Consider the following 23,628-nt stretch of genomic DNA (forward strand, 5'->3'; position numbering starts at 1 on the left):
CGCGTGGGCACGGCCTACGCCGGTTCCGGGGAGGCGGAAGCGTGATGCTGCGCGCGGCCCACGTCGTAGACGCCGGGCACGTTCCGCATGGCGCGCAGGAGGGTGGGCAGGTGGCCGGCGTCCGGGAGTTGCACGGTGTACGTGTGGCGCACCCGCTGCTGGCTCGGAGGCTCGACGGTCGCGGAGACGATCTCGGCGCCCTCCAGTGCCATGGCCTCGGTGAGGTCGGCGAGCAGATGGGGGCGGCCGAACGATTCGGCGACCAGGGTGACCCGGCAGCCGCTGGTGTCGCCCCAGCGCACGTCGACCTCTTCGCGCCCCGCGTTCGCCATGCGCGCCACGGCGGAACACTCGGCGCGGTGCACGGTCACCACTCCCCCGCGCACCGCGAAGCCGGTGACCTCGTCGAAGGGCACGGGTGTGCAGCACCCGGCGAGCCGGACGCTCGCGTCGGGCCGGCCGACGACGGTGATCGCGGCGCCGGGCCGCGAGGCCGGGGCGTCCGGCGTGGCCGTATCGGCCACGGGCCGGGCGGTCGCCTCGGCGGCCTTGGTGGCCTTCACCGCCCCGGAGCCCTCCGCCGGCTCCGCGCCCTCGTGCTCGGCCGGGGCGGGGTGCGTTGCCAGCCACCGTTGGATGGCGATGCGGGCGGCGGGGGTGTGGGCGTGCTCCAGCCACTCCCTGGAGGGCTCCGAGGCGGGGTCCTGGCCCATGAGGAGCTGGACGGTGTCGCCGTCCCGCAGAACGGTGCTGAGGGTCGCCAGACGGCCGTTCACCCGGGCGCCGATGCAGGCGTGGGCGTCCTCGCCGTACTGCGCGTACGCGGCGTCGACGCAGGTGGCTCCTTCGGGCAGGCCGAGCGTGCCGCCGTCGGGGCGGAAGACGGTGATCTCGCGGTCCTGGGCGAGGTCCTCGCGCAGGGTGGACCAGAAGGTGTCGGGATCGGGCGCGGCCTCCTGCCAGTCCAGGAGGCGGGAGAGCCAGCCGGGCCGGGTCGGGTCGACGCGTTCCTCGTCGGCCGGGACCCGCCCCCGGGCCTGCTCCTCCGCGGGAGCCGTGTAGGGATTGCCGAGGGCGATGACGCCGGCCTCGGCGACCTTGTGCATCTGGTGGGTGCGGATGAGGACTTCGGCGACCTGGCCGTCCTCGCGGGCGACGGCGGTGTGCAGCGACTGGTACAGGTTGAACTTGGGAACCGCGATGAAGTCCTTGAACTCCGAGACGACCGGCGTCATACAGGTGTGCAGTTCGCCCAGGACGGCGTAACAGTCGGCGTCCTCGTTCACCAGTACCAGCAGCCGGCCGAAGTCGGCGCCCCGCATCCGGCCGCGCTTGCGGGACGCGCGGTGCACGGAGACGAAGTGCCGTGGCCGGATGAGGACTTCGGCCTGGATGTCGGCGTCGCGCAGGACCGTGCGCATCGCCTCGGCGAACTCCGCGAGGGGGTCGTCCGCGCGGGAGGCGTTGTCGACGATCAGTTCGCGGGTGTGCTGGTACTCCTCGGGATGGAGGATCGCGAAGACGAGGTCCTCCAGCTCGGTCTTGAGGGCCTGGACACCGAGGCGTTCGGCGAGCGGGATGAGGACGTCGCGGGTGACCTTGGCGATGCGTTCCTGCTTCTCAGGCCGCATCACGCCCAGGGTGCGCATGTTGTGCAGCCGGTCGGCGAGTTTGATCGACATCACGCGGACGTCGTTGCCGGTGGCGACGAGCATCTTGCGGAAGGTCTCGGGCTCGGCGGCCGCCCCGTAGTCGACCTTCTCCAACTTCGTGACGCCGTCGACGAGATAGCGCACCTCGGCGCCGAACTCCTCGCCGACCTGATCGAGCGTCACATCGGTGTCCTCGACGGTGTCGTGGAGCAGCGAGGCCGTCAGGGCCGTGGTCTCCGCGCCGAGTTCGGCGAGGATCAGGGTCACGGCGAGCGGATGGGTGATGTAGGGCTCGCCGCTCTTGCGCATCTGGCCGCGGTGCGAGGACTCGGCCAGCACATAGGCGCGGTGCAGCGGTTCAAGGTCGGCGTCGGGATGGTGGGCGCGATGGGCCTCGACCACGTGACCGATCGCGTCGGGCAGCCGGCCGCGGGAGGCCGGGCCGAGCAGCGCTGCCCGGCCGAGGCGACGCAGGTCGATCCGGGGGCGACTGCGCCTGCGGGGCGCTGATGGCACTACCGGGCCTGGGGTCGCGGGATTCGTGGCCTCCGCACTCATGGGCACCTCCGGCTGCGTGGACCGGCGGACGGGGTGTCCCAGGGCGGACACGGCTCAGGGGACTGGCGAACGGTCCCCCGTCCGGGCCGGTGCTTGATGCTACCGAGCCCATCACGCGCGACCGACCGCCTCTCGCCGAGCGTGAAACGGATCACCCATTCGAGCGACGGATCGGGGGTTTGAGATTTTGAGCCACCCGGCCTGATCTCGATCGTGAATTCGAGCCCCCGACCGGACTCCCGGGAGCAGCCCTTCGGGTCGTCAGGCCGCTCCCGCCTCCGATGCCAAGCTCTCGCGCAATCAGCGGGCGACTGTTTCCAGCCACTCCGGATCGATCTCGCCTGTGGCCACGATCACTGCGGGCCCGGTCATCTCGATCTCGCCGTCGGGCCGCTCGGTGATCACCAGACGTCCGCCGGGGACGTCCACGACGTACGTCGCCGGCACACCGGTGGCCGCCGGGTCGGTGCCGTCCCGGCGCGCGGCCGCCACGGCGACTGCGCACGCGCCCGTGCCGCACGAGCGGGTCTCGCCGGCCCCGCGCTCGTGCACGCGCAGGGCGACGTGCTGCGGACCGCGGTCCACGACGAACTCGACGTTGACCCCGTCCGGGTAGGCCGAGGCGGGGCTGAACGGCGGCGGGGCCGACAGGTCGCCCGCGTGCGCGAGGTCCGCCACGAAGGCGACGGCGTGCGGGTTGCCCATGTTCACGTTCCGCGCGGGCCAGCTTCGCTCGCCGACGCTCACCGTGACGTCTCCCTCGGGGAGGCGGGCCCTGCCCATGCCGACGGTGACGTCACCCTCCTTGTCGAGGTGCGCGCGCTTGACGCCCCCGCGCGTGGCGACCGCGATGTCGCCCTCGGTGACGAGCCCGGCGTACTGGAGGTAACGCGCGAACACCCGGACGCCGTTGCCGCACATCTCCGCGACGGAGCCGTCGCCGTTGCGGTAGTCCATGAACCACTCCGCCTCGGCCGCCATGTCCTTCGCCTCGGGGTGCGCGACGGACCGCACGACGTGCAGCAGTCCGTCGCCGCCGATGCCCGCCCGGCGGTCGCACAGGGCGGCGACGGCGGCCGGAGGGAGGTCGATGGCGTTCTCCGGGTCCGGGACGATCACGAAGTCGTTCTCGGTGCCGTGACCCTTGAGGAAGGCGATCCGCGTGCTCATTCCTCGATCGTACGGGGTGGCCAGGACACCCCGTCCCGGGGCGGCAGCGCCGGTGGGCACGCGCGCGTGGAGCTCAGCGCAGCCGGGCGACCCGCCCGACGGCCAGGGCCACCACCGCGGCGACCATCACGACGTACGCGAGGACGACCCGCCAGTCGGGACGGCGCCCGGAGCCGCGCTGGGGCAGACCGGGCCACGTGTAACCCACGCGGCGCGCGGCCGTCATGCCCCAGCCGGCCGCGCAGGAGCAGATCAGCAGCCCGAGCATGGCGATCATGGCGCCGCTGTCACCGAAGTCGAAGGCGAGCGGGAAGGCGAACATCAGGGAGCCGCCGGCGGCCAGCGCCACGATGGGCGCGAGCTGCCAGATCCGGAGCCGGCGCTGCGGGCGCAGCTCGACCTCGACCTCGGGTCCGCCCGCGAACATCTCCTCGGGCTCGGGACCGTCGTCGCTCACGCCGTCCCGGGTGTCGTCCTCGTCCGGCCCGTCAGGGCTCAGACCGCCTTCCTCGGGCTCCGGTTCACCACGCTCGGTGGTGAGGTGCTCGGTGCCTTTTGCGGTGTCGCGAGGGCCGGCCTCCATCGCCACGCGCCCTCCCAACTCGGACTCCACTTGGTCGATCGAAGCTCGATGATGGCACGGCGTCGGACGCCCGGATGACGGCCTGGGCGTCCCGATGCCATGACGTGATCAGGCTGTGACCGGTCGTTCCACCAACGCCAGCGCGAGCCCCGGAAGTTCTGTGAGGTCAGCCGCGGCCCCACTCAACCAGTGCACCCGCGGATCGCGCCTGAACCACGAATCCTGACGGCGCGCGAAGCGCTTGGTGGCACGGACCGTCTCGGCGCGCGCCTCGTCCTGTGTGCACTCGCCGGTCAGGGCGGTGAGGACCTGCTGGTAGCCGAGCGCGCGCGAGGCCGTGCGCCCCTCACGCAGGCCCTGCGCCTCCAGCGCGCGGACCTCGTCCACCAGCCCCGCGTCCCACATCCGGTCGACGCGGCGGGCGATGCGCTCGTCGAGTTCGGGGCGCGCCACGTCGACCCCGATCTGGACGGTGTCGTAGACCGAGTCGTGACCGGGCAGGTTGGCCGTGAAGGGCTTGCCGGTGATCTCGATCACCTCGAGGGCCCGCACGATACGGCGGCCGTTGCCGGGCAGGATGGCGTGCGCGGCCTCGGGGTCGGCGGCGGCCAGCCGGGCGTGCAGCGCACCTGAACCGCGCAGCGTGAGCTCCTCCTCCAGCCGGGCCCGGACCTCGGGGTCGGTGCCGGGGAACTCCAGGTTGTCGACGGCGCCACGGACGTACAGCCCGGAGCCGCCGACGAGGATCGGCCAACGGCCCTCGGCGAGCAGGGCGTCGATCCTTTCCCGGGCCAGCCGCTGGTACTCGGCGACGGAGGCGGCCTCCGTCACGTCCCAGACGTCCAGGAGGTGGTGCGGGACGCCGCCGCGCTCCTCGGGCGTCAGTTTGGCGGTACCGATGTCCATCCCTCGGTAGAGCTGCATGGAGTCGGCGTTGACGACCTCGCCGCCGAGCCGCTGGGCCAGGAAAACGCCCAGATCGGACTTTCCGGCCGCGGTCGGTCCGACGACGGCGATGACGCGGGGGGCGGGGGGTGCGCTGCTCACGGCACCAGTCTCGCAAACCCCGGCCACCGCCCTCGAACGAGTTACGTGACGACGTCGCTCCGGGGTCGTTGCCCGTTGCGAGATTCCCGTCACCCTTCGCGGGGGCGGTGACCCCGGTGACGCAAACGGACGTACCGGCCAACGCGGGATTTCGCCCGCACGAGTACCGTATGGAGTGGATATGGGCGTATTGGCGCGAATTTTCCGGAGGTCGAAGGCGACGGAGGAGGCGACGGCGGAGACGACGAGCGCCGCCGACGCATCGACCGGAACGCCGGTGGACGGCGTCGAGGCGGAGCGAAGGGGCGAGTCGCCCTCCGCACAGGAGTCGGCCGAGGCAGAGAAGGCCGAGACGGCGGACAAGGCCGGGAACGCCGCCGAGCCGGAGACGGAAAAGACGACGGAACCGGTTGCCGTCGCCGGCACCGACGGGGTCGAGATTCCCCGGCAGCAGTCCGCCGAAGAGGCGGCCGACAGCGAAGCGGGCGAAGGCGCCCGCACGTAGCGGAACCCGCGAGGAAGGTGCCCCATGGGTCTTTTGGACAATTTGAAGGCCAGACTCTCCCCGGCCAAGGGCAAGGTCTCGGGCCTCGCGCAACAGCACGGGGACAAGGTCCAGCACGGTCTCGACAAGGCCGCGAAGGTCGTCGACGAGAAGACCAAGGGCAAGTACAGCGACCGGATCCAGTCGGGCACCGGCAAGGCCAAGGGCGCCATGGACCGGCTGGCGCACAAGGACGAACCCGCCGGGGGCGGCGACACCTTCACCCCGCCGAACACTCCCCCGCCGGCCTCCTGAGCAACACCTCACGCCGGCCCATCGATCGGCGGACGGCCGAGCGGCGGAAACGCTCGCGGCCGTCCGCCGTTCCACCGGTCGGCGCCGCTCGGCCGGGGGCCGTACGACGCCGCCGTCCGGCCTTCTACGACCAGGTCGCGACCACGTATCCCACCCCGTAGGGCGCGTCCTCGTAGAGCAGCGCGCCCGCCAGCCCCGCGTCCTCGGCCGCACCCGCCAGCACCTGCCAGGGCGCCCGGCCCGAGGCCTTGAGCTCGTACGCCAACTCGGCGTCCAGCGCCTTGAGGGCCGCGAGGTCCGCCGTGCCGAGCGCCCGCGCGACCTCGGCGTCGAACGGTGCCGCACGCTCGTCGAGATAGCCCGGCGCCTTCAGCGTCCGGCACGCGCTGGCGTCGCCCATGACCAGCAGCGCGACCCGATCCGCCGCCGCGCCGATGCCCCGGCCGACCTCGACGCACCGGTCGACCGCGAGCGGTTCCCCGACGCCGAGCCCCTCGACGGGGGCGGCCGACCACCCCGCCCGGTCGAGCAGCCAGGCGGCGACGGCGAGGGACGGCGGCAGTTCGCGTGCGGGCGGCGGGTCCCCGCCGCCCCGGCCCAGCCTTACGACGAGATCCACCCCGAAGCCGGCGAACGAACCCCGGCCGCCCTCCGGGTGCGGGCCACGCCCGGACTGCTCGGCCGGCCCGACGACCACGAGCCGGTCCGGCCGGGCGGCGGCCAGCACGGCCAGTGCGTCCGAGCAGGCGGCTCGCGCGGTGTCCAGTTCGGCAGCGGCGCCCGCGGCGACCTCGGGTACCAGCAGGGGCGGACAGGGACAGACTGCGGCGGCGACAAGCATGATCGGCAGGGTAACCCCGTACCGGACCCGCGGGGCCACCGACCAGGCGTGGCGTCGGCTGTCAGTCGCAGCCGCAGCCGCTGCCCGTGGCCACCGGCAGCGGCGCCGGCACGCCGATCTTGGGCAGGCCGAGCAGGACGCCGGCCGGCTTCGCCGCCTTCTCGGCGGTGCGCTTCTCCCAGGCGTCCCCCGCGCGCGTGCGGCGCACTTCCAGGACGGGACCCTCGGCCAGAAGGTGGTGCGGGGCGGCGTACGTCACCTCGACGGTCACCACATCGCCGGGACGCACCTCCTGCTCCGGCTTGGTGAAGTGGACCAGACGGTTGTCGGCGGCGCGGCCCGACAGACGGTGGGTGGCGCCGTCCTTGCGGCCCTCGCCCTCGGCCACCATCAGCTCCAGGGTGCGGCCGACCTGCTTCTTGTTCTCCTCCCAGGAGATCTCCTCCTGAAGGGCGACGAGACGCTCGTAGCGCGCCTGCACGACCTCCTTGGGGATCTGGTTCTCCATGGTCGCGGCCGGGGTGCCGGGGCGCTTGGAGTACTGGAAGGTGAACGCCTGCGCGAAACGGGCCTCGCGGACCGCGTGCAGAGTCTGCTCGAAGTCCTCCTCGGTCTCGCCGGGGAAGCCCACGATGATGTCGGTGGTGATCGCCGCGTGCGGGATGGCGGCCCGGACCTTCTCGATGATCCCGAGGTAACGCTCCTGCCGGTAGGACCGGCGCATCGCCTTCAGGACCGTGTCCGAGCCGGACTGGAGGGGCATGTGCAGCTGCGGCATCACGTTGGGCGTCTCCGCCATGGCGGCGATGACGTCGTCGGTGAAGTCGCGCGGGTGCGGGGAGGTGAAGCGGACGCGCTCCAGGCCCTCGATCGCGCCGCATGCGCGCAGCAGCTTGCCGAACGCCTCACGGTCGCCGATGTCGGAGCCGTAGGCGTTGACGTTCTGGCCGAGCAGGGTGATCTCGGAGACGCCCTCACCGACCAGCGCCTCGATCTCGGCGAGGATGTCGCCGGTGCGGCGGTCCTTCTCCTTGCCGCGCAGGGCCGGGACGATGCAGAAAGTGCAGGTGTTGTTGCAGCCGACGGAGATCGACACCCACGCCGCGTAGGCGCTCTCGCGCCGGGTCGGCAGGGTGGAGGGGAAGGCCTCGAGCGACTCGGCGATCTCGACCTGGGCCTCTTCCTGCACGCGCGCGCGTTCCAGCAGGACCGGGAGCTTGCCGATGTTGTGCGTACCGAAGACGACGTCCACCCAGGGCGCCTTCTTCACGATGGTGTCGCGGTCCTTCTGGGCGAGACAGCCGCCGACCGCGATCTGCATCCCGGGCCGGCTCGCCTTCCTCGGCGCGAGCCGGCCGAGGTTGCCGTAGAGGCGGTTGTCGGCGTTCTCGCGCACCGCGCAGGTGTTGAAGACGACGACGTCCGCGTCACCGTCGGAGCCCTCGGGGGCACGCACATACCCGGCTTCTTCGAGCAGCCCGGACAATCGCTCGGAGTCGTGGACGTTCATCTGGCACCCATAGGTGCGGATCTCGTAGCTCTTGGGTGTGTGAACGTCCACTGCGAGGCTCCGGTCGCTGCTGCTGGTCATGGCTCAAGGGTAGGCGCTCCCCGGGGAACGCCCGTCTGCCCTCCTGTGCGCCCTCCGCCGCCGCCTTCGGGGCGTCAGGGCGTCAGGGGTCGATGAGGCCCGCGCGGATCGCGTAGCGGGTGAGCTCCAGTCGGTCGCGCATGCCGAGTTTGTGCAGGAGGTTGGCACGGTGCCGCTCCACCGTCTTGGCGCTGATGAACAGCAGCGCGCCGATCCCCCTTGAGGTGTGCCCCTCCGCGACGAGCTTGAGGATCTCCTCCTCGCGCTCGGTGATGGGCCGCTCGGGCAACCCGTCGACACCGGCGCCACCATGCAGCCGGTCCAGGTACGAGCGGACCAGGGCCCGCTCCGCGCCCGGACAGATGAACGGCTCGTCCCGCACCACCGCCCGGCACGCCTCGACCAGGTCCCGGTCGGCGACCGACTTCAGGACGTACCCGCCGGCTCCGGCCTTGAGCGCCTCGAAGAAGTACTGCTCGTTGTCGTACATGGTCAGGATGAGGATGCGCAGGGCCGGGAGACGACGGGAGAGTTCACGGGCCGCCTGAAGACCGGTCATCCGGGGCATGGCCACGTCGAGGACGGCCAGGTCGATGTCCCCGGCCCGGGCGCGCTCGACCGCCTCGGCGCCGTCGCCGGCCTCGGCGACCACGGTCAGGTCGGGCTCGCCGTCCAGGATGAGCCGTACCCCCCGGCGTACGAGGGTGTGGTCGTCGGCGAGCAGGACGCGGGTCGGAGAGGGCACCGAACCGGGTGCGGCCGGTGCTGTGCCGTCTGCCATCAGCGGCCTCCGACAGGGGCCGCCGCGTCCGGTCGGCAGGCCCGCGCGGCCGCCCTCAGCCGGATGTCCGCCCCGCCGCCGTCGGCCCTCGACGACACCGTGAGGCTCGCGCCGATCAACAGGGCCCGCTCCCGCATCCCCCGGATCCCGGCGCCCTCCCCGGCCGCCGCGCCCAGACCCCGCCCGTTGTCCTGTACGAGGAGCTCGACCCCGTCGGTGACCGGGCGCAGGCGCAGCTCGGCGCGGTCGGCGCCGGAGTGCCGGGCGGTGTTGGTGAGGGCCTCCTGAGCCACGCGGTAGAGCACGAGTTCCGTCTCCTCGGTCAGCGGGGGCAGGCCGGTGCGAAGGTCGTGGCGCACCGTCAGCCCATGGGTGGTGAACTCGCCCGCGAGCGAGCGCAGAGCGCTGAGCAGTCCGAGTTCGTCGAGGACGCCCGGCCGCAGCCGACGGGCGATACGGCGGATCTCGTCGAGGCCGGCCCGGGTGGCCTCCTGTGCCTGGCTCAACTCCTCGCGCAGGTCCCGCGGGGCCCGGTCGGCGACCCGCTTGAGCTGGAGCAGCACGGCGGTCAGGGTCTGGCCGACCTCGTCGTGGAGTTCACGGGCGATGCGGTGGCGCTCGCGTTCCTGGGCGGACAGCGCCCCGGCCGCGCTGGCGGCGCGCTCGGCCTCCAGCCGGTCCAGCATGGCGTTGTACGTCGTGATCAGCTCGGCCGTCTCGACCGGTCCCGAGACCACGGCACGGGCCCCGGGGTGCAGCAGGTCGGCGTCGGCCATGGCCCGTCCCAGCCGCCCCAGCGGGGCCAGCCCCACGCGCAGCACGACCGCGTTGACGGTCAGCAGGGCGGCCAGACCCGCGACCACGACGAGTACCTCGCCCGGCAGTATGGGGGTGGAGACGGTGACCGGGCCCAGCAGCAGCGCGGCCGCGGCGATCAGGCCGAGGGCGTCGAGCACGAAGATCCGCCAGAACAGTGACATGTGCGCGGCTCCTCCTCCTTGCCCTGCTCGCCTTACTCGTCGGACTCGCCTGTCTCGCCCGACTCGCTTGTCGCGTTCATCTCGCTTGTCGTGTCGGGCCGACTCGTCTCGTCCGTCGCGCGTTTCGTTTCCGTCCGGCTGGTCTCTTCCGTCTCGCTCGTCTCGTACGGCTCGTCCGTCCCGCTCGTCTCGTGCGGCTCCTCTGCCTCTCCATGGCACTGCCGTGACCAGCCTCTCCGCCCACCGCCGGCCCTGTCCATCCGTCACGACACCCATGTCGTCACCGTACGGGGGGATGGCAGCATGGCCGTTTTGGGCACTCGTCCCAGACGTCACAGGTAACGCCCAGCAACGACCAGCAAGGGGAAGAAACGTGTCTGCTCCACGCCTCCGGACGACACCGCTGCCAGGCATCGGAGTCCAGTACGACCTCGTGACGCGGGAGCAGCGCCACCTGTCCGTGGTGGCCCATCGCGACGGCACGCGGACGGTCGGTCTCTACCAGGCGGACGACCCCGACTCCTGCGCCCAGTCCCTGCGGCTGACCGGCGCCGAGGCGGGCTCGCTGATCGACGCGCTGATGCCGTCCCACCACAGCGCGAGCCTGCTGTACACGACGGACCTGGGGCTGGTCGCCGAGCGCATCGAGGTCGCGGCCACCTCGCGCTGGAACGGACGGCTGCTGGGCGACACCCGAATGCGAACGGAGACCGGCACCTCCATCGTGGCCGTGCTGCGGCGGGCCGAGGCCATCCCGTCCCCGACGCCGGACTTCCGTCTCGCGGGCGGCGACACCCTCATCGTCATCGGCACCCGCGAAGGTGTGGACGCGGCGGCGGCCATACTCGGTCGGGAGTGATCGAGTGCACTCCGCAGTCCTGCTGATCGAGTTCGGTTCCATCATCCTCGGCCTCGGCCTGCTCGGCCGGTTCGCCGCCCGTTTCCGGTTCTCGCCGATCCCGCTGTACCTGCTGTCCGGTCTGGCCTTCGGCGAGGGCGGGCTGCTGCCGCTCGGCGCGAGCGAGGAGTTCGTCGCCACCGGTGCCGAGATCGGCGTCATCCTGTTGCTGCTGATGCTCGGCCTGGAGTACACGGCCAGCGATCTGGTCTCCAACCTCAAGGCCCACTATCCGGCCGGTCTCGTCGACTGCGCCCTCAACGCCCTGCCGGGCGCGGCCGCCGCGCTGCTGCTGGGCTGGGGGCCGGTGGCGGCCGTGGTGCTGGCGGGCGTCACCTGGATCTCCTCCTCCGGGGTGATCGCCAAGGTGCTGGGCGACCTGGGCCGGGTCGGCAACCGGGAGACCCCGGTGATCCTCAGCGTGCTGGTCCTCGAGGACCTGGCCATGGCGGTCTACCTGCCCATCGTCACCGCCCTGGTGGCCGGGGTCGGGCTGGCGGCCGGCAGCGTCACCCTGGCGATCGCGCTGGGCGTCGCGGGGCTCGTGCTGTTCGCGGCGGTGCGCTACGGCCGGGTCATCTCCCGGTTCGTGTCGAGCGACGACCCGGAGAAGCTGCTGCTCGTCGTGCTGGGGCTCACCATCCTGGTCGCCGGCGTGGCACAGCAGCTCCAGGTGTCGGCGGCCGTGGGGGCGTTCCTGGTGGGCATCGCCCTGTCCGGAGAGGTCGCCGAAGGGGCGCACACGCTGCTGAGCCCGCTGCGCGACCTGTTCGCGGCCGTCTTCTTCGTCTTCTTCGGTCTGCACACCGACCCGGCGAGCATCCCTCCCGTCCTGCTGCCCGCCCTCGCGCTGGCCATCGTCACCGCCGCGACCAAGATCGCCACCGGCTACTGGGCGGCCCGGCGGTCCGGGATCTCGGTCAAGGGGCGCTGGCGTGCGGGCGGCGCGCTGGTGGCGCGCGGGGAGTTCTCGATCGTCATCGCGGGGCTGGCGGTGACCGCGGGCATCGAGCCTTCTCTCGGACCGCTGGCCACGGCGTACGTCCTGATCCTGGTCGTGGTGGGCCCGCTGACGGCCCGCTACACGGAGCCACTGGCGGCCTGGTGGGCGCGGCGCCGGACGCCTCCCGGCCACGGCGCCGCCGAGCGACTTCCCGAGGCGAGGACGCAGCCGGCGGTGCGCGACTGAGGCGAGGCGGGCGCCGGGCGGCGGGTCACCCTCCTGACCGGTCCACCGGCTTCAGGCCGCGCCGCCGGGGGTCCACCCCTGGCGGCGCAGCACCGCGGAGACGTCCGGTATCTCGTAGTGCTCCCCCTTGAGGACCTTGCCGTCGGCACGCCGGGCGACCTGGCCGTCGGGCCCCCGCTTGGTCATGTTGGACCGGTGGATCTCGGCGAGCACCGCGTCGAGGTCGATCCCGTGCACCAGCGCCGTGCCGTAGGCGACGTAGACGACGTCGGCCAGCTCGTGCGCGAGCCGGTCCAGCGGGCCGCTCACCGACACCTCGGCGACCTCCGCCGCCTCCTCGGCGAACAGCTCGCCACGGTGCGCGGCGAGGCGGGGCGACACCTCCGTCGGCGTGCTGCGGGCGTCGAGCCCGAAGGCACGGTGGAACTCACGGACCAGTTCGGCGGGCGAGGAACTCATGCACCGACTGTAACGACGGCCACTGACACTCCGGCCGGATCCGGCCCTGTGAGCCCCGCCCTGGTCAGCACGGCGTTCCGGCTGGCAGGATCGCGCCCATGTCCCCGTCGTTCTCCCGTATCGGCAGGCGCCGTGCCCTCCAGGGCACGGCCGCCGGTGTCGTCGTCCTCGGGCTGCTGCTGTGGTGGCTGCTGCCGCTGGGCGAGGACCCGCCGAGCGGGTCGATCACCTTCAGCACGGGCACGACGAGCGGCGTCTACTACGAGTACGGCAGCCGCCTGCGCGCGGAGCTCGCCCGTGACATGCCCGACCTGGACGTGAAGCTGTCGACCAGCAACGGCTCGCAGGAGAACGTCGCGCGCGTGGCGACCGGCGAGGCCGACTTCACGATCGCCGCGGCCGACGCGGTGGAGACGTACGAACGGCAGCACCCCGGCTCGGCCGCCCGGCTGCGCGGGGTGGCCCGCCTGTACGACGACTACGTCCAGCTCGTGGTGCCGCGTGACTCCGACGTCCGGTCCGTCGCCGACCTGCGGGGCAGAACCGTGGCGACCGGACTGCCCCGCTCGGGCGTGCGGCTGATCGCCGAGCGGGTGCTCAAGGCGGCGGGTCTGGACCCGGCGAAGGACATCACGGCCGCGTCGCAGGGCATCGACACCGGCCCCGAGGAGCTGAAGAAGGGCAAGATCGACGCCTTCTTCTGGTCCGGCGGGGTGCCGACGGCCGGGCTGGAGAAGCTGGCCGACACCTTCACCTTCCGGTTCGTGCCGATCGGCCCCGCCCTGGTCGCCAAGATGCACGACCAGGACGACGCCACGGGGTTCTACCGGGCCACGAACATGCCGGAGTCGGCGTACCCCACCATCCAGAACGGCTCGACCGTGGCGACGATCGCGGTGTCCAACCTGCTGATGACCCGGACCGACATGGCGCCCCGGCTCACCGAGTGGCTGACCCGGACCGTGATCAAGAGCCGGGACGGCATCGGTGCGCATGTGCACTCCGCGCAGCTGGTCGACCTGCGCACGGCCATCTACACCGACCCGCTGAAGCTGCACGAGGGCGCCCGGCGCTACTACCGCTCCGTCAAGCCGTAGGACCCCTGGCTACGACGTCGGCGACCTCGGCACCGACACGGTCGCCGTCAGTCCACCGGGCTCGTGATGGTCGTACGAGAGGGAGCCGCCGCCCGCCGCGAGCAGGGCCCGGGAGATGGACAGGCCGAGACCTGAGCCCTTGATGTTCTGGTGCCGGCCGCTGCGCCAGAAACGGTCCCCCACGCGCGTGAGTTCCTCGTCGGTCAGCCCGGGGCCGTTGTCGGTGACGACGACGGTCGAGGTCTCGCCGTCGGCCGCGACCGTGACCGTGACGCTCTCCCCCTCCGGGGTGAACTTCACCGCGTTGTCGATCACGGCGTCCAGCGCGCTGGACAGCGTCACCGGGTCGGCCCATGCCGTGGTGGGCGGGCAGTCGCCGACCAGCCGGACGCCCTTGGCCGCGGCGGTGGGCGCCCAGGCGGCCACGCGCTCGGCGGCCAGCGCGCCGATGTCGGTGACCCGCAGGTCGGCCTCCGCGTGCTCGGCCAGGGCCAGGTCGAGCAGGTCGTCCAGGACCTGGGCCAGGCGCTTGCCCTCGTTCTGGACGGAGGCGATCTCCTCGTTGCCCTCCGGGAGCTCGTACCCGAGCAGTTCGATGCGCAGCAGCAGTGCGGCGAGCGGGTTGCGCAGTTGGTGCGAGGCGTCGGCGACGAAGGCGCGCTGCTGCTCCAGCACGTCCTCGACGTTGTCCGCCATCTCGTTGAACGCCCCGGCCAGCCGCCGGAGTTCCGGCGGCCCGCCGGCCACCGCGACCCGGGACTTCAGACGGCCGCTCGCGATCTCGTGGGTGGTGGCGTCCAGGACCCGCACCGGCCGCAGCACCCAGCCGGTCAGCCGCAGGGCGGCGCCGATCGCCAGCAGCATCGCGGCGATCTCGCCCGCGCCGACCACCAGCCAGCCGTGCAGGATCCGCGACCGCATCGGCCCGGTGGGCGAGTCGGTGACGACGACGGCGACGACATCACCGTCCCGGATGACCGGCGACGCCACGACGAGCCGGTTGCGCTGCCATGGCCACACCTGCCGGGGGTCGTGGCTGCGACGGCTGAGCAGCGCCTCCTCGAAGGCTTCCCGCACCTCCCCCGTTTCGGGGAGGTACCAGTCCCTCGGGGCATGAGCCATGGGGGTGTCGGTGCCGTAGAAGACACCGGCACGAATGCCGTAGACGTCGTAGTAGCTGTCGAGCTCCCGGCTGAGCGTCGCGCGTCGCTCGTTCGTGGCCGACGCGGAGTCGTTGACGCCCGACGAGGCGGTGACGAACTGGGCGAGCGCCGCGAACCGCGCGGTGTCGTCGATGCGGTCGACCACCACGTTCTGCTGCTGGGCGCCCGCCACACTGACGGCCAGCGGCACCCCGAGGGCCAGCAGTACAGCCGCCATCAGCACGATGAGCAGCGGCAGGAGACGTGTACGCAACCGCGGTCCCCGCTACGCGCCGGGGGCGACGAGCCGGTAGCCGACGCCGCGCACGGTCTCGATCAGCGCGGGCATGCGCAGTTTGGCGCGCAGCGAGGCCACATGCACCTCCAGGGTGCGCCCGGTCCCCTCCCAGCTGGTGCGCCACACCTCACTGATGATCTGTTCCCGGCGGAAGACCACACCGGGACGCTGGGCGAGCAGCGCCAGGAGGTCGAACTCCTTGCGGGTCAGCTGGACGACCGAACCGTCCACCGTGACGCGCCGGGTGGGCAGCTCGATGTGCACGGGGCCCAGGAGCAGCGCGTTCTCCCCGCCGGCCTCCGGGTCCTCGTGGACGGTGCGGCGGCTGACGGCGTGGATACGGGCGAGGAGTTCCCCGGTGTCGTACGGCTTCACCACGTAGTCGTCGGCGCCCAGGTTGAGGCCGTGGATGCGCGAGCGCACGTCGGAGCGGGCGGTCACCATGATCACCGGCGTGGCGGTGCGCTTGCGGATCTTGCCGCAGACCTCGTACCCGTCCTGGTCGGGAAGGCCCAGGTCGAGCAGCACGACCCCGAAGCCGGGCCCCTCCGGGACGAGCGCCTGCAGGGCCTCCTCGCCACTGCGCGCGTGGGTGACGTCGAAACCGTGCCGCTTCAGGACCGCGGACAGCGCGGCGGCGACGTGGTTGTCGTCCTCGACGAGCAGCAGTCTCATGCCGGCCTCCTCCGGTTCATCGGGCATACGGTCTGACTCACTAAAACAGGCGTTCGGTTCTCCGGTCGGGAAAACACGGGCACACGCGTGTGTGCATCATGGCAGTCACGCTGATGGACGAGGACGCCGTCAAGAGGGTTCCGGTTGCACCCGGCTACCGTTATCCGCCCGATACGCCCGCAGGTCACAAGTGCTACGACACGTGTCCGATTGCTATCGGATCGTGATGCTCAGATTCCCCTCAGATGTAATGACGCTGGTCGCGGCAGGTCACTACTGTCCTCCGAAACCGAGGAGGACGGAGCACCAGAGCGATGACCGAAGTATCGGTGACCAAGGAAGACGCGGTCGCGAGCGGTGAACTGGTCGTCCTGAGGAGCGTCAACAAGCACTTCGGCGCGTTGCACGTCCTCCAGGACATCGACCTCACGATCGACCGCGGCGAGGTCGTCGTGGTCATCGGACCCTCCGGGTCCGGCAAGTCGACCCTGTGCCGCACCATCAACCGCCTGGAGACGATCGACGAGGGCGCGATCACCATCGACGGGAAGCCGCTGCCCCAGGAGGGCAAGGCACTGGCCCGGTTGCGCGCCGACGTCGGCATGGTGTTCCAGTCGTTCAACCTGTTCGCGCACAAGACCGTGCTCGAGAACGTGATGCTCGGCCAGATCAAGGTCCGCAAGACCGACAAGAAGAAGGCCGAGGAGAAGGCGCGCGCCCTCCTCGACCGGGTCGGTGTGGCCACCCAGGCCGACAAGTACCCCGCTCAGCTCTCCGGTGGTCAGCAGCAGCGCGTCGCCATCGCGCGGGCGCTGGCGATGGACCCGAAGGTCATGCTCTTCGACGAGCCGACGTCGGCTCTGGACCCCGAGATGATCAACGAGGTCCTCGAAGTCATGCAGCAGCTGGCCCGGGACGGCATGACGATGATCGTCGTCACCCACGAGATGGGTTTCGCACGATCGGCTGCAAACCGCGTGGTGTTCATGGCGGACGGGCGGATCGTCGAAGAGGCTGCGCCCGACCAGTTCTTCAGCAATCCGCGCAGCGACCGTGCCAAGGACTTCCTGTCGAAGATCCTGCATCACTGACCTGTAGACACCTACAGACACCTACAGACACCTGCAGAACCGACTTGCAGCGCTGCCGGACCCGCACCGCACGCAGTACTTCACCACTCTTCTAAGGAAGTTCCTCATGAAGCTTCGCAAGGTCACCGCCGCCTCCGCCGCAGTCCTCGTCCTCGCCCTGACCGCCACCGCCTGCGGCGGCGACGACAACAAGGACGACAGCGGCAGCAGCTCCAGCGGCGGCAGCGGCAAGATCAAGGTCGGCATCAAGTACGACCAGCCCGGCCTCGGTCTGAAGAAGCCCGACGGGTCCTTCGCCGGCTTCGACGTGGACGTCGCGACCTACGTCGCCAAGCAGCTCGGCTACGAGCCGGACCAGATCGAGTTCGTCGAGACCAAGAGCGCCGACCGCGAGAACGCCCTCGCGCGCGGTGACGTGAAGTTCATCGCGGCCACGTACTCGATCAACGACGAGCGCAAGAAGAAGGTCGACTTCGCCGGCCCGTACCTGCTGGCCCACCAGGACCTGCTGCTCAAGAAGGACTCGAAGATCGCCAAGGCCGCGGACCTCAACGGAAAGAACCTGTGTTCCGTGGTCGGCTCGACCTCGGCGCAGAACATCCACGACACGATCGCTCCGAAGGCCAACCTCAAGGAGGTGAGCTCCTACTCGGAGTGCATCGCCGGCCTGCAGAGCGGCGCCGTGGACGCGGTCACCACCGACGACTCGATCCTCGCAGGCTTCGCCTCGCAGGAGCAGTACAAGGACAAGTTCAAGCTCGCGGGTCTGAAGCTGAGCAACGAGAACTACGGAGTCGGCGTCAAGAAGGACGACAAGGCGACCGTGGACAAGATCAACAAGGCGCTGGAGCAGATGGTCAGCGACGGCTCCTGGCAGAAGGCGGTCGACGCGAACCTCGGCCCGGCCGACTACAAGAACGAGCCCGCCCCGAAGATCGGCGTCATCGTCCCGAACGCCTCGTAACCACCGCTCAGTCAAGCGGGGTTACCGCGGTGCGCCGCCGTCCGTCGCGATCACGGCGGCGGCGCGCCCCGCCCTCCTCATACGCCACCCACCCGGAAGCGCGGGAGATCGTGTTCGACTTTCTTGAAGGTTACGACGTCCTAGGGGCGTTCTGGATGACGGTGAAGCTCACCGCCCTCTCCGCCGTGGGCTCCCTGATCTGGGGCACGCTGCTGGCCGGGATGCGGGTCAGCCCGGTCCCGCTGATGCGCGGGTTCGGCACCGTCTACGTCAATGTCGTCCGGAACATCCCCCTGACGGTCATCATTCTCTTCAGCTCGCTCGGCCTCGCCGACATCTTCGGCATGACTCTGGGCGCCGATGACTTCAAGGTCCAGGGCTTCCGGCTCGCCGTGCTCGGCCTGGTCGCCTACACGGCGGCGTTCGTCTGCGAGGCGATCCGCTCCGGCATCAACACGGTGCCCATGGGGCAGGCGGAGGCTGCCCGGGCCATCGGGCTGAGCTTCACCCAGACCCTGACGCTCATCGTGCTGCCGCAGGCGTTCCGCTCGGTCATCGGCCCGCTGGCCAACGTCCTGATCGCCCTGACCAAGAACACCACGGTCGCGGCCGCCATCGGCGTCGCCGAGGCCGCCTACCTGATGAAGACGATGATCGAGAACGAGGCGCAGACGCTGCTCATCGGCGCGGTCTTCGCGTTCGGCTTCGTGGTACTGACCCTGCCGACCGGCCTCATCCTGGGCTGGCTCAGCAAGCGACTGGCGGTGAAGCGATGAGCTCGGTCCTCTACGACACTCCCGGCCCCCGCGCCAAGCGGCGCAACGTCCTCTTCTCGGTGATCTTCTTCGTCCTCCTCGCCCTGTTCGTGTGGTGGGTGTGGCAGAAGATGGACGAGAAGAACCAGCTCACCTCCGCCCTGTGGAAGCCGTTCACCGAGTCCGAAGCCTGGACGACGTACCTGCTCCCCGGCCTCGCCAACACGTTGAAGGCCGCGGCGCTCTCCATGGTGATCGCCCTTCCGCTGGGCGCGGTCTTCGGCATCTCACGCCTGTCCGACCACCGGTGGGTGCGCGGCGTGGCCGGCACCGTCGTCGAGTTCTTCCGCTCGATCCCGGTACTGCTCCTGATGCTGTTCGCCAACGAGTTCTACGCCCGCTCGACGGACGTCACCAGCGAAGACCGGCCTTTCTACGCCGTCGTCACCGGCCTGGTGCTCTACAACGCCTCGGTCCTGGCCGAGGTGGTCCGGGCCGGCATCCTCTCCCTGCCCAAGGGGCAGACGGAGGCCGCGTACGCGATCGGCCTGCGCAAGGGCCAGACGATGACCAGCATCCTGCTTCCGCAGGCGGTCACCGCCATGCTCCCGGCGATCGTCAGCCAGCTGGTGGTCATCGTGAAGGACACCGCGCTCGGCGGTGTGATGATCGGCTTCACCGAGCTGCTCAACTCGCGCGGCACCCTGGCGGCCAACTACGCCAACGTGATTCCCAGCTTCATCGTGGTCGCGGTCATGTTCATCGTGCTGAACTTCATCCTGACCAGCTTCGCGAGCTGGCTGGAGCGCTACCTGCGGCGCAGCAAGCGCAGCACGGGTGCGGTGCTCGGCGTCGACAAGGTGGACGACCTCAACGCGGCCGAGATCGGCGGCGGCTTCGGAAGCGGCGCGTCCGCCTGACGCCCGCTCAAGCGGTGTGACCTGTACGGAGGCAGTGGCGTGCGCGCCACTGCCTCCGTCACTTGACGCAAGCAGCGGCAATGGGTTGCATACGTTCTGTGATCGTGCACCCTGCTCCTACCTCTTGTTCCCTTACGTCCCTGAGGACACCGTCGTGGGCAGGGGGCGGCACGCCGTGGACCCGGTGATCATCGTCGGAGCGGGGCCGGTGGGGCTCACGCTCGCCCTGGCACTGGCCCGCCAGCAGGTGCCGTCCGTGGTCCTCGACGAGGGCCCAGGCAAGGACGAACCACGGCTCGCGCGCACCGTCGTCCTGCGCGAGGACACCTCCGCCCTGATCGAGCGGCTCACCGGAACGTCCCTCGACCAGGCCGGGGTCCACTGGGCCGGATGGCGGTCGATGCGGCGCAAGCAGGTGACACGCGAGGTCAGGTTCGACGACGCGACGGATCCCGCTCCCCTGCACATCGCCCAGCATGTACTGACGGGCGTCCTGCGCGCCGCCCTCGTGAGCCAGCGGCTGGTGAAGATCGCCGTGGACAGCCGCCTGGACGGCATCGAGCAGGAACCTTCCGGTGTCACGGCCCACACGCGCGGCCCCCAGGGCACCTGGTGGCGGGGCAGCCACCTGGTCGGCTGCGACGGCCCGCGGTCCACCGTCCGCAAACTCCTCGACATCCGCTTTCCCGGCCGTACCGCGGTGGAACGACACGCCGTCGCCGCACTGCGCACGGAACTTCCGTGGGCCGACGAGGCGTTGCTCCATCGGACACCGCCATGGCGGGTGTCCGGTCCCTCCGCCGGGGAAGTCACCGGACGCCCGCTGCCGGACGGCGTCTGGCGTCTGGACTGGCTGCTGCCGCCCGGCAAGGACCTCGTCACGCCCGAGCTGCTGGTGGCCCGCATCCGCGAGACCCTGGCGGGCTGGAGCGGCGGTTCCACACCCGCCTACGAGCTGCTCGACACCGGTGTCCACACCGTGCACCACCGGCTGGCCCGCCGCTGGCGCGTGGGGCGGGTCTTCGTCGCCGGGGACGCCGCGCATCTGCTCGGCGCGTTCGGCACCCAGGGCCTCGACGAGGGCCTGCGGGACGCCGACAACCTGGCCTGGAAGCTGGCCCTGGCCTGGCACCACGGATCGCACGAGACGCTGCTCGACAGCTACCAGACGGAGCGGCGCGCGGCCGTCGCCGCCCGGCTGCGCGCCGCCGACCAGGCACTGCCGGTACTGCGCGGCGGCGCGGGCATAAGGGCGTACGTCCCCGGCACGGCCCGCGGTGACGTGCTGCTCACCGACGGTCACCTGGGCCGCGGTCCGCTGGGCGCACCGGGCACCTACGACGGCTCGCCGCTCGCGCCCCGGCATCTGGAGGCGGAGGTGCCGGTGGACACGCCTCCCGGCGCGCCGGTCGAGGACGTGCGCGTGACTGCGGAGGACGGCTCGTTCGTGCGGCTGCGGGACCGGCTGGGGCGCGGCGCCCTGCTCGTCCTGCTGATCGCGCCGGGCACCGGTGTGTGGGAGCGCAGGCACTGGGTGGGCGCCGGGATCATGCCCCGGCTCGCCGCCGCGGTGACGGCCCTGCCGAGCCCGGCCGAGCTGCTGGTGGCCGAGAGCTATCCGGGCGCCGCCGCGCACACCGTCCTGCTGATCCGGCCCGACGGCCATCTGGTCACCGCGCTCCACGGAGTCCGCGCGGCCGACCTCTACGCGGCGGCGGAGGCCGCGGTGGGCGGGCCCACGGGGGCACGGGAGACGTCCGACGCGGAGGCCACGGCGGGCTCCGCGGCCAAGTGACGGTACGGCCCCGGCCAAGTGCCGGGGCCCCACCCGGCGCCCGCCCGTACGAGAACCCGGCGGGACCGAAAAGGAGCCGTACGACGAACGCACGATCGCACCGGCTGTGACTGTGCGGTCCACATGGTGACAGTGAGTTGACCGGGGTGCACCGGCGTGGTGTACTCCGGATCGTGACCGACACCGATGTGCGCCTGTGGCGGAGGGTCCATATGGACCTCGTCCGCTATGCGGGCTGCGTGTGTCGCCCGTCCTGCTGAATTCGCATCCCTGTCCCACCGGCGCGTGCCGCCGATGCGCACCTCACCCCGTGCGCGGCCGCGCGCTCCCCGCGAACGTTCACAGGACGGTCTCCATGTCTGTCTCTTCCCCCGTGCCCAGCACCGCCGTCGCCGCCCCCACGCAGGCGGACCTCCTCGACTTCGTCCGGCGCACGGCCGCCGACGCCGAGCTGATCGCCTCGCTCCCGCTCGACCCGGAGGGCCGCACCTGGGTGCGCCTGGAGGGCCCCGGCGGCAGCGAGGCCTGGCTGATCGGCTGGCCGCCCGGCACCGGCACCGGCTGGCACGACCACGCCGACTCGGTCGGCGCCTTCCTGACCGCGCGGGGTGAGCTGAAGGAGTACTCGCTCGCCGCGCGGCTGCCCACCGACGGCTGGAAGACCCTGGAGCTGACGGACGACGTGGACCGGGAGCGCACCCTGCCGGCCGGCCGGGGCCGCTCCTTCGGACGCCACCACGTCCACGAGGTCCTGAACCGGTCCACCGAGGAACACGCCGTCTCCGTCCACGCCTACTACCCGCCGCTGCCGCGCATCCGCCGCTACAGCCGTACCGGACACGTCCTACGGCTGGAGCAGGTCGAGCGCCCGGAGGACTGGCAGTGAGCGGCCCGGCCATACCTCGAAAGGGGCGACCGGACGGCGAACGGCCGACGGGCGTGGACGAGCTGCTCGAGCGGGTGCGTGCGGGGTACGCGCGCGTGGAGGCGCGAGAGGCGTACGAGGCCGCCCGCGCGGGTGAGGCACTGCTGATCGACATCCGGTACGCGGCCCTGCGCGAGCGGGACGGTCTGATCCCCGGCGCCCTGGTCGTCGAGCGCAACGAACTGGAGTGGCGCCTCGACCCCCAGGGCAGCCATCGCCTCCCCGAGGCCACGAGTCATGAAGTGCGGGCGGTCGTGATCTGCAACGAGGGCTACGCGTCGAGCCTGGCCGCCGCTTCCCTGCACCAACTGGGGCTGCACCGGGCCACCGACCTCGTCGGCGGTTTCCAGGCGTGGCGGGCGGCTGGGCTCCCCGTGACGTCGTAGCGGGGCCGCGGCGCGCCCGGCTCAGTCCCGCGGCGGGCAGTACAGGGGGGCCGTGTCCGCGTTGTCCCGGGTGACCAGGCGGACGGGCGTCTTGTCGATCCTGTCGGCCCTGTCGTCCTTGCGGAGCAGGGAGACGACGTTCTGCACCGCCAGTTCGCCGGTGTCCGCGGCCGAGTTGGAGACGGTGGCGGCGAGGCTGCCGGCCTTGAGCGCGGCCAGTGCCTCGTCGGCGCCGTTCACCGTCACGATTCTGACGTCCTCGGCCCCGGCCGCGTCGAAGGCCTTGCGGGCGGCGAACGCCATCTCCTCGTTGGCGACGAAGGCGTAGTCCAGGCCGGGATCGTCCTTGATCATGGCCGCGGCGACCGTCCGCGCCTTGACGGGGTCGTACATGCCGGGTCGGCTGGCGACCACCTCGGCACTGTCCGGCAGCCTCTGGGTGAAGGCCTCGGTGAGCACGTCGGAGGCGGCACCGGGGGCTCCCGCGATCACCGCGACACTCACCTTGCGGCCGGCCGCGTCCCGCTCGATCCACTCGGCGTCCAGCTCCCCGACCTCCCTCAGATCGACCACGACGGCCCCCAGCAGGTCGGACGTGTCGTCGGGGGCGACCGAGGTGAGGAAGATCGGCACCCCGGCCGCCTTCGCCTCGGCGATGTCGCCCTTGAGGGCGTCGACGTCGACGGTCTGCACTATCAGCGCGTCCACCTTGCGGGCGATCATGGCCTCGATATTGGAGACCTCCGTGTCGCCGTCCTGGCGCGAGTTGGCCGTGAAGAGACGGACGCCGTTGCTGCGGGCCGTCCGCTCGACGGACTCCTGGAGGCACGTATGGAACTCGGTGCTACCGCCGTTGACGAAGCCCAGCGTGATCCTGCCCTTGACCGCGCCCGCGGGTGCGGTGGCCTGCGAGGGCCACACTCCACAGCCGGTGAGCAGCAGACCGGCGCCGAGGACCGACACGACGAGCGGTCTTCGGGAGCGGGTGGGCACGAGCATGGCGGAGCCGCCTTTCAGGAGGTGGGGAGGCAA

At 71.3% G+C, this 23,628-nt stretch carries 25 protein-coding genes; 13 read left to right on the top strand and 12 right to left on the bottom strand.

Annotated features, from left to right (window positions below):
* Positions 1 to 14: 14 nt before the first annotated feature.
* The 4 genes from ACFVYS_RS06450 to miaA all read right to left on the bottom strand — a co-directional run bounded on the left by ACFVYS_RS06450 (position 15) and on the right by miaA (position 5,010).
* Positions 15 to 2,210 carry a RelA/SpoT family protein gene (locus ACFVYS_RS06450; protein ID WP_389499419.1) on the bottom strand — a complete coding sequence of 732 codons (2,196 nt, stop codon included), beginning with the start codon at positions 2,208 to 2,210 and terminating at the stop codon, positions 15 to 17.
* A 300-nt stretch (positions 2,211 to 2,510) separates the two neighbouring features.
* Complete coding sequence (gene dapF, locus ACFVYS_RS06455) at positions 2,511 to 3,380, bottom strand: diaminopimelate epimerase (RefSeq protein WP_389499421.1); 870 nt, start codon at positions 3,378 to 3,380, stop codon at positions 2,511 to 2,513.
* Positions 3,381 to 3,453: 73 nt separating this feature from the next.
* On the bottom strand, positions 3,454 to 3,963 hold the full coding sequence (locus tag ACFVYS_RS06460; RefSeq protein WP_327187760.1) for a hypothetical protein: 510 nt from the start codon (positions 3,961 to 3,963) through the stop codon (positions 3,454 to 3,456).
* Positions 3,964 to 4,071: 108 nt separating this feature from the next.
* Entirely contained in the window at positions 4,072 to 5,010 is a 939-nt protein-coding gene (gene miaA, locus ACFVYS_RS06465) for a tRNA (adenosine(37)-N6)-dimethylallyltransferase MiaA (protein ID WP_389499423.1), read from the bottom strand.
* Between the two features lie 181 nt (positions 5,011 to 5,191).
* Here miaA and ACFVYS_RS06470 point away from each other — a divergent pair, with 181 nt between their 5' ends.
* Entirely contained in the window at positions 5,192 to 5,515 is a 324-nt protein-coding gene (locus ACFVYS_RS06470) for a hypothetical protein (RefSeq protein ID WP_389499425.1), read from the top strand.
* Between the two features lie 24 nt (positions 5,516 to 5,539).
* Positions 5,540 to 5,809, top strand: coding sequence for an antitoxin (locus ACFVYS_RS06475; protein WP_355703477.1), 270 nt, complete (start codon positions 5,540 to 5,542; stop codon positions 5,807 to 5,809).
* A gap of 124 nt (positions 5,810 to 5,933) precedes the next feature.
* On the opposite strand, the gene ACFVYS_RS06480 is transcribed toward ACFVYS_RS06475, so the two are convergent.
* From ACFVYS_RS06480 to ACFVYS_RS06495, 4 genes are all read right to left on the bottom strand, one after another.
* Positions 5,934 to 6,650 (bottom strand): class III extradiol dioxygenase subunit B-like domain-containing protein, encoded by a 717-nt coding sequence (locus tag ACFVYS_RS06480; RefSeq protein WP_389499427.1) that lies wholly within the window; start codon positions 6,648 to 6,650, stop codon positions 5,934 to 5,936.
* A gap of 61 nt (positions 6,651 to 6,711) precedes the next feature.
* Positions 6,712 to 8,241: a tRNA (N6-isopentenyl adenosine(37)-C2)-methylthiotransferase MiaB gene (gene miaB, locus ACFVYS_RS06485; RefSeq protein ID WP_389499429.1), complete on the bottom strand. Its 1,530-nt coding sequence runs from the start codon at positions 8,239 to 8,241 to the stop codon at positions 6,712 to 6,714.
* Positions 8,242 to 8,323: 82 nt separating this feature from the next.
* Complete coding sequence (locus tag ACFVYS_RS06490; protein ID WP_389499431.1) at positions 8,324 to 9,022, bottom strand: response regulator; 699 nt, start codon at positions 9,020 to 9,022, stop codon at positions 8,324 to 8,326.
* Positions 9,022 to 10,002 carry a sensor histidine kinase gene (locus tag ACFVYS_RS06495; RefSeq protein WP_389499433.1) on the bottom strand — a complete coding sequence of 327 codons (981 nt, stop codon included), beginning with the start codon at positions 10,000 to 10,002 and terminating at the stop codon, positions 9,022 to 9,024. The genes ACFVYS_RS06490 and ACFVYS_RS06495 overlap by 1 nt, the downstream gene beginning before the upstream one ends.
* 373 nt (positions 10,003 to 10,375) lie before the next feature.
* Here ACFVYS_RS06495 and ACFVYS_RS06500 point away from each other — a divergent pair, with 373 nt between their 5' ends.
* Both ACFVYS_RS06500 and ACFVYS_RS06505 read left to right on the top strand, forming a co-directional pair.
* Positions 10,376 to 10,861 (top strand): cation:proton antiporter regulatory subunit, encoded by a 486-nt coding sequence (locus ACFVYS_RS06500; protein ID WP_389499435.1) that lies wholly within the window; start codon positions 10,376 to 10,378, stop codon positions 10,859 to 10,861.
* 4 nt (positions 10,862 to 10,865) lie between these two features.
* Positions 10,866 to 12,089: a cation:proton antiporter gene (locus ACFVYS_RS06505; protein WP_389499437.1), complete on the top strand. Its 1,224-nt coding sequence runs from the start codon at positions 10,866 to 10,868 to the stop codon at positions 12,087 to 12,089.
* Positions 12,090 to 12,140: 51 nt separating this feature from the next.
* On the opposite strand, the gene ACFVYS_RS06510 is transcribed toward ACFVYS_RS06505, so the two are convergent.
* Positions 12,141 to 12,548, bottom strand: coding sequence for a MazG nucleotide pyrophosphohydrolase domain-containing protein (locus ACFVYS_RS06510; protein WP_389499439.1), 408 nt, complete (start codon positions 12,546 to 12,548; stop codon positions 12,141 to 12,143).
* Between the two features lie 98 nt (positions 12,549 to 12,646).
* Between ACFVYS_RS06510 and ACFVYS_RS06515 the strand changes: the two genes are divergently transcribed.
* A complete protein-coding gene (locus ACFVYS_RS06515; protein WP_389499440.1) occupies positions 12,647 to 13,645 on the top strand; it encodes a TAXI family TRAP transporter solute-binding subunit in 999 nt (332 codons plus the stop codon).
* A gap of 9 nt (positions 13,646 to 13,654) precedes the next feature.
* Here the strand turns inward: ACFVYS_RS06515 and ACFVYS_RS06520 are convergent, their stop codons facing one another.
* Positions 13,655 to 15,061: an ATP-binding protein gene (locus ACFVYS_RS06520; protein WP_389499442.1), complete on the bottom strand. Its 1,407-nt coding sequence runs from the start codon at positions 15,059 to 15,061 to the stop codon at positions 13,655 to 13,657.
* 12 nt (positions 15,062 to 15,073) lie between these two features.
* Entirely contained in the window at positions 15,074 to 15,760 is a 687-nt protein-coding gene (locus ACFVYS_RS06525; protein ID WP_389499444.1) for a response regulator transcription factor, read from the bottom strand.
* Positions 15,761 to 16,074: 314 nt separating this feature from the next.
* Here ACFVYS_RS06525 and ACFVYS_RS06530 point away from each other — a divergent pair, with 314 nt between their 5' ends.
* The 8 genes from ACFVYS_RS06530 to ACFVYS_RS06565 all read left to right on the top strand — a co-directional run bounded on the left by ACFVYS_RS06530 (position 16,075) and on the right by ACFVYS_RS06565 (position 22,596).
* Positions 16,075 to 16,851, top strand: a complete 777-nt coding sequence (locus tag ACFVYS_RS06530) for an amino acid ABC transporter ATP-binding protein (protein ID WP_054243698.1) — start codon at positions 16,075 to 16,077, stop codon at positions 16,849 to 16,851.
* Between the two features lie 106 nt (positions 16,852 to 16,957).
* The gene (locus ACFVYS_RS06535; RefSeq protein ID WP_389499446.1) at positions 16,958 to 17,815 is read left to right on the top strand and encodes a glutamate ABC transporter substrate-binding protein; all 858 of its coding nucleotides are present in this window, start codon (positions 16,958 to 16,960) and stop codon (positions 17,813 to 17,815) included.
* Positions 17,816 to 17,925: 110 nt separating this feature from the next.
* Positions 17,926 to 18,591 carry an amino acid ABC transporter permease gene (locus ACFVYS_RS06540; protein WP_389499448.1) on the top strand — a complete coding sequence of 222 codons (666 nt, stop codon included), beginning with the start codon at positions 17,926 to 17,928 and terminating at the stop codon, positions 18,589 to 18,591.
* Entirely contained in the window at positions 18,588 to 19,490 is a 903-nt protein-coding gene (locus ACFVYS_RS06545; RefSeq protein WP_389499450.1) for an amino acid ABC transporter permease, read from the top strand. Before ACFVYS_RS06540 ends, ACFVYS_RS06545 begins: the two co-directional genes overlap by 4 nt.
* Positions 19,491 to 19,665: 175 nt before the next feature.
* A complete protein-coding gene (locus ACFVYS_RS06550; protein ID WP_389499509.1) occupies positions 19,666 to 21,285 on the top strand; it encodes an FAD-dependent monooxygenase in 1,620 nt (539 codons plus the stop codon).
* A 188-nt stretch (positions 21,286 to 21,473) separates the two neighbouring features.
* The gene (locus ACFVYS_RS06555; RefSeq protein WP_309544753.1) at positions 21,474 to 21,545 is read left to right on the top strand and encodes a putative leader peptide; all 72 of its coding nucleotides are present in this window, start codon (positions 21,474 to 21,476) and stop codon (positions 21,543 to 21,545) included.
* A 95-nt stretch (positions 21,546 to 21,640) separates the two neighbouring features.
* Positions 21,641 to 22,171 carry a cysteine dioxygenase gene (locus ACFVYS_RS06560; protein WP_389499452.1) on the top strand — a complete coding sequence of 177 codons (531 nt, stop codon included), beginning with the start codon at positions 21,641 to 21,643 and terminating at the stop codon, positions 22,169 to 22,171.
* Positions 22,168 to 22,596 carry a rhodanese-like domain-containing protein gene (locus ACFVYS_RS06565; RefSeq protein WP_389499454.1) on the top strand — a complete coding sequence of 143 codons (429 nt, stop codon included), beginning with the start codon at positions 22,168 to 22,170 and terminating at the stop codon, positions 22,594 to 22,596. Before ACFVYS_RS06560 ends, ACFVYS_RS06565 begins: the two co-directional genes overlap by 4 nt.
* Before the next feature lie 21 nt (positions 22,597 to 22,617).
* Here the strand turns inward: ACFVYS_RS06565 and ACFVYS_RS06570 are convergent, their stop codons facing one another.
* Positions 22,618 to 23,595 (bottom strand): sugar ABC transporter substrate-binding protein, encoded by a 978-nt coding sequence (locus tag ACFVYS_RS06570; RefSeq protein ID WP_389499456.1) that lies wholly within the window; start codon positions 23,593 to 23,595, stop codon positions 22,618 to 22,620.
* Positions 23,596 to 23,628 lie beyond the last annotated feature (33 nt).

This window comes from Streptomyces sp. NPDC058295 (genome assembly GCF_042880655.1).
Lineage (GTDB): Bacteria > Actinomycetota > Actinomycetes > Streptomycetales > Streptomycetaceae > Streptomyces > Streptomyces coriariae.

Bases quoted from the DNA above. Each gene is read 5' to 3' on its own strand.
- ACFVYS_RS06475 (WP_355703477.1), top strand. From the start codon at position 5,540: ATGGGTCTTTTGGACAATTTGAAGGCCAGACTCTCCCCGGCCAAGGGC.
- ACFVYS_RS06515 (WP_389499440.1), top strand. From the start codon at position 12,647: ATGTCCCCGTCGTTCTCCCGTATCGGCAGGCGCCGTGCCCTCCAGGGC.
- ACFVYS_RS06535 (WP_389499446.1), top strand. From the start codon at position 16,958: ATGAAGCTTCGCAAGGTCACCGCCGCCTCCGCCGCAGTCCTCGTCCTC.
- ACFVYS_RS06530 (WP_054243698.1), top strand. From the start codon at position 16,075: ATGACCGAAGTATCGGTGACCAAGGAAGACGCGGTCGCGAGCGGTGAA.
- ACFVYS_RS06480 (WP_389499427.1), bottom strand. From the start codon at position 6,650: ATGCTTGTCGCCGCCGCAGTCTGTCCCTGTCCGCCCCTGCTGGTACCC.
- ACFVYS_RS06460 (WP_327187760.1), bottom strand. From the start codon at position 3,963: ATGGAGGCCGGCCCTCGCGACACCGCAAAAGGCACCGAGCACCTCACC.
- ACFVYS_RS06495 (WP_389499433.1), bottom strand. From the start codon at position 10,002: ATGTCACTGTTCTGGCGGATCTTCGTGCTCGACGCCCTCGGCCTGATC.
- ACFVYS_RS06570 (WP_389499456.1), bottom strand. From the start codon at position 23,595: ATGCTCGTGCCCACCCGCTCCCGAAGACCGCTCGTCGTGTCGGTCCTC.
- ACFVYS_RS06470 (WP_389499425.1), top strand. From the start codon at position 5,192: ATGGGCGTATTGGCGCGAATTTTCCGGAGGTCGAAGGCGACGGAGGAG.
- dapF (WP_389499421.1), bottom strand. From the start codon at position 3,380: ATGAGCACGCGGATCGCCTTCCTCAAGGGTCACGGCACCGAGAACGAC.
- miaB (WP_389499429.1), bottom strand. From the start codon at position 8,241: ATGACCAGCAGCAGCGACCGGAGCCTCGCAGTGGACGTTCACACACCC.
- ACFVYS_RS06450 (WP_389499419.1), bottom strand. From the start codon at position 2,210: ATGAGTGCGGAGGCCACGAATCCCGCGACCCCAGGCCCGGTAGTGCCA.
- ACFVYS_RS06560 (WP_389499452.1), top strand. From the start codon at position 21,641: ATGTCTGTCTCTTCCCCCGTGCCCAGCACCGCCGTCGCCGCCCCCACG.
- ACFVYS_RS06510 (WP_389499439.1), bottom strand. From the start codon at position 12,548: ATGAGTTCCTCGCCCGCCGAACTGGTCCGTGAGTTCCACCGTGCCTTC.
- ACFVYS_RS06525 (WP_389499444.1), bottom strand. From the start codon at position 15,760: ATGAGACTGCTGCTCGTCGAGGACGACAACCACGTCGCCGCCGCGCTG.
- ACFVYS_RS06545 (WP_389499450.1), top strand. From the start codon at position 18,588: ATGAGCTCGGTCCTCTACGACACTCCCGGCCCCCGCGCCAAGCGGCGC.
- ACFVYS_RS06490 (WP_389499431.1), bottom strand. From the start codon at position 9,022: ATGGCAGACGGCACAGCACCGGCCGCACCCGGTTCGGTGCCCTCTCCG.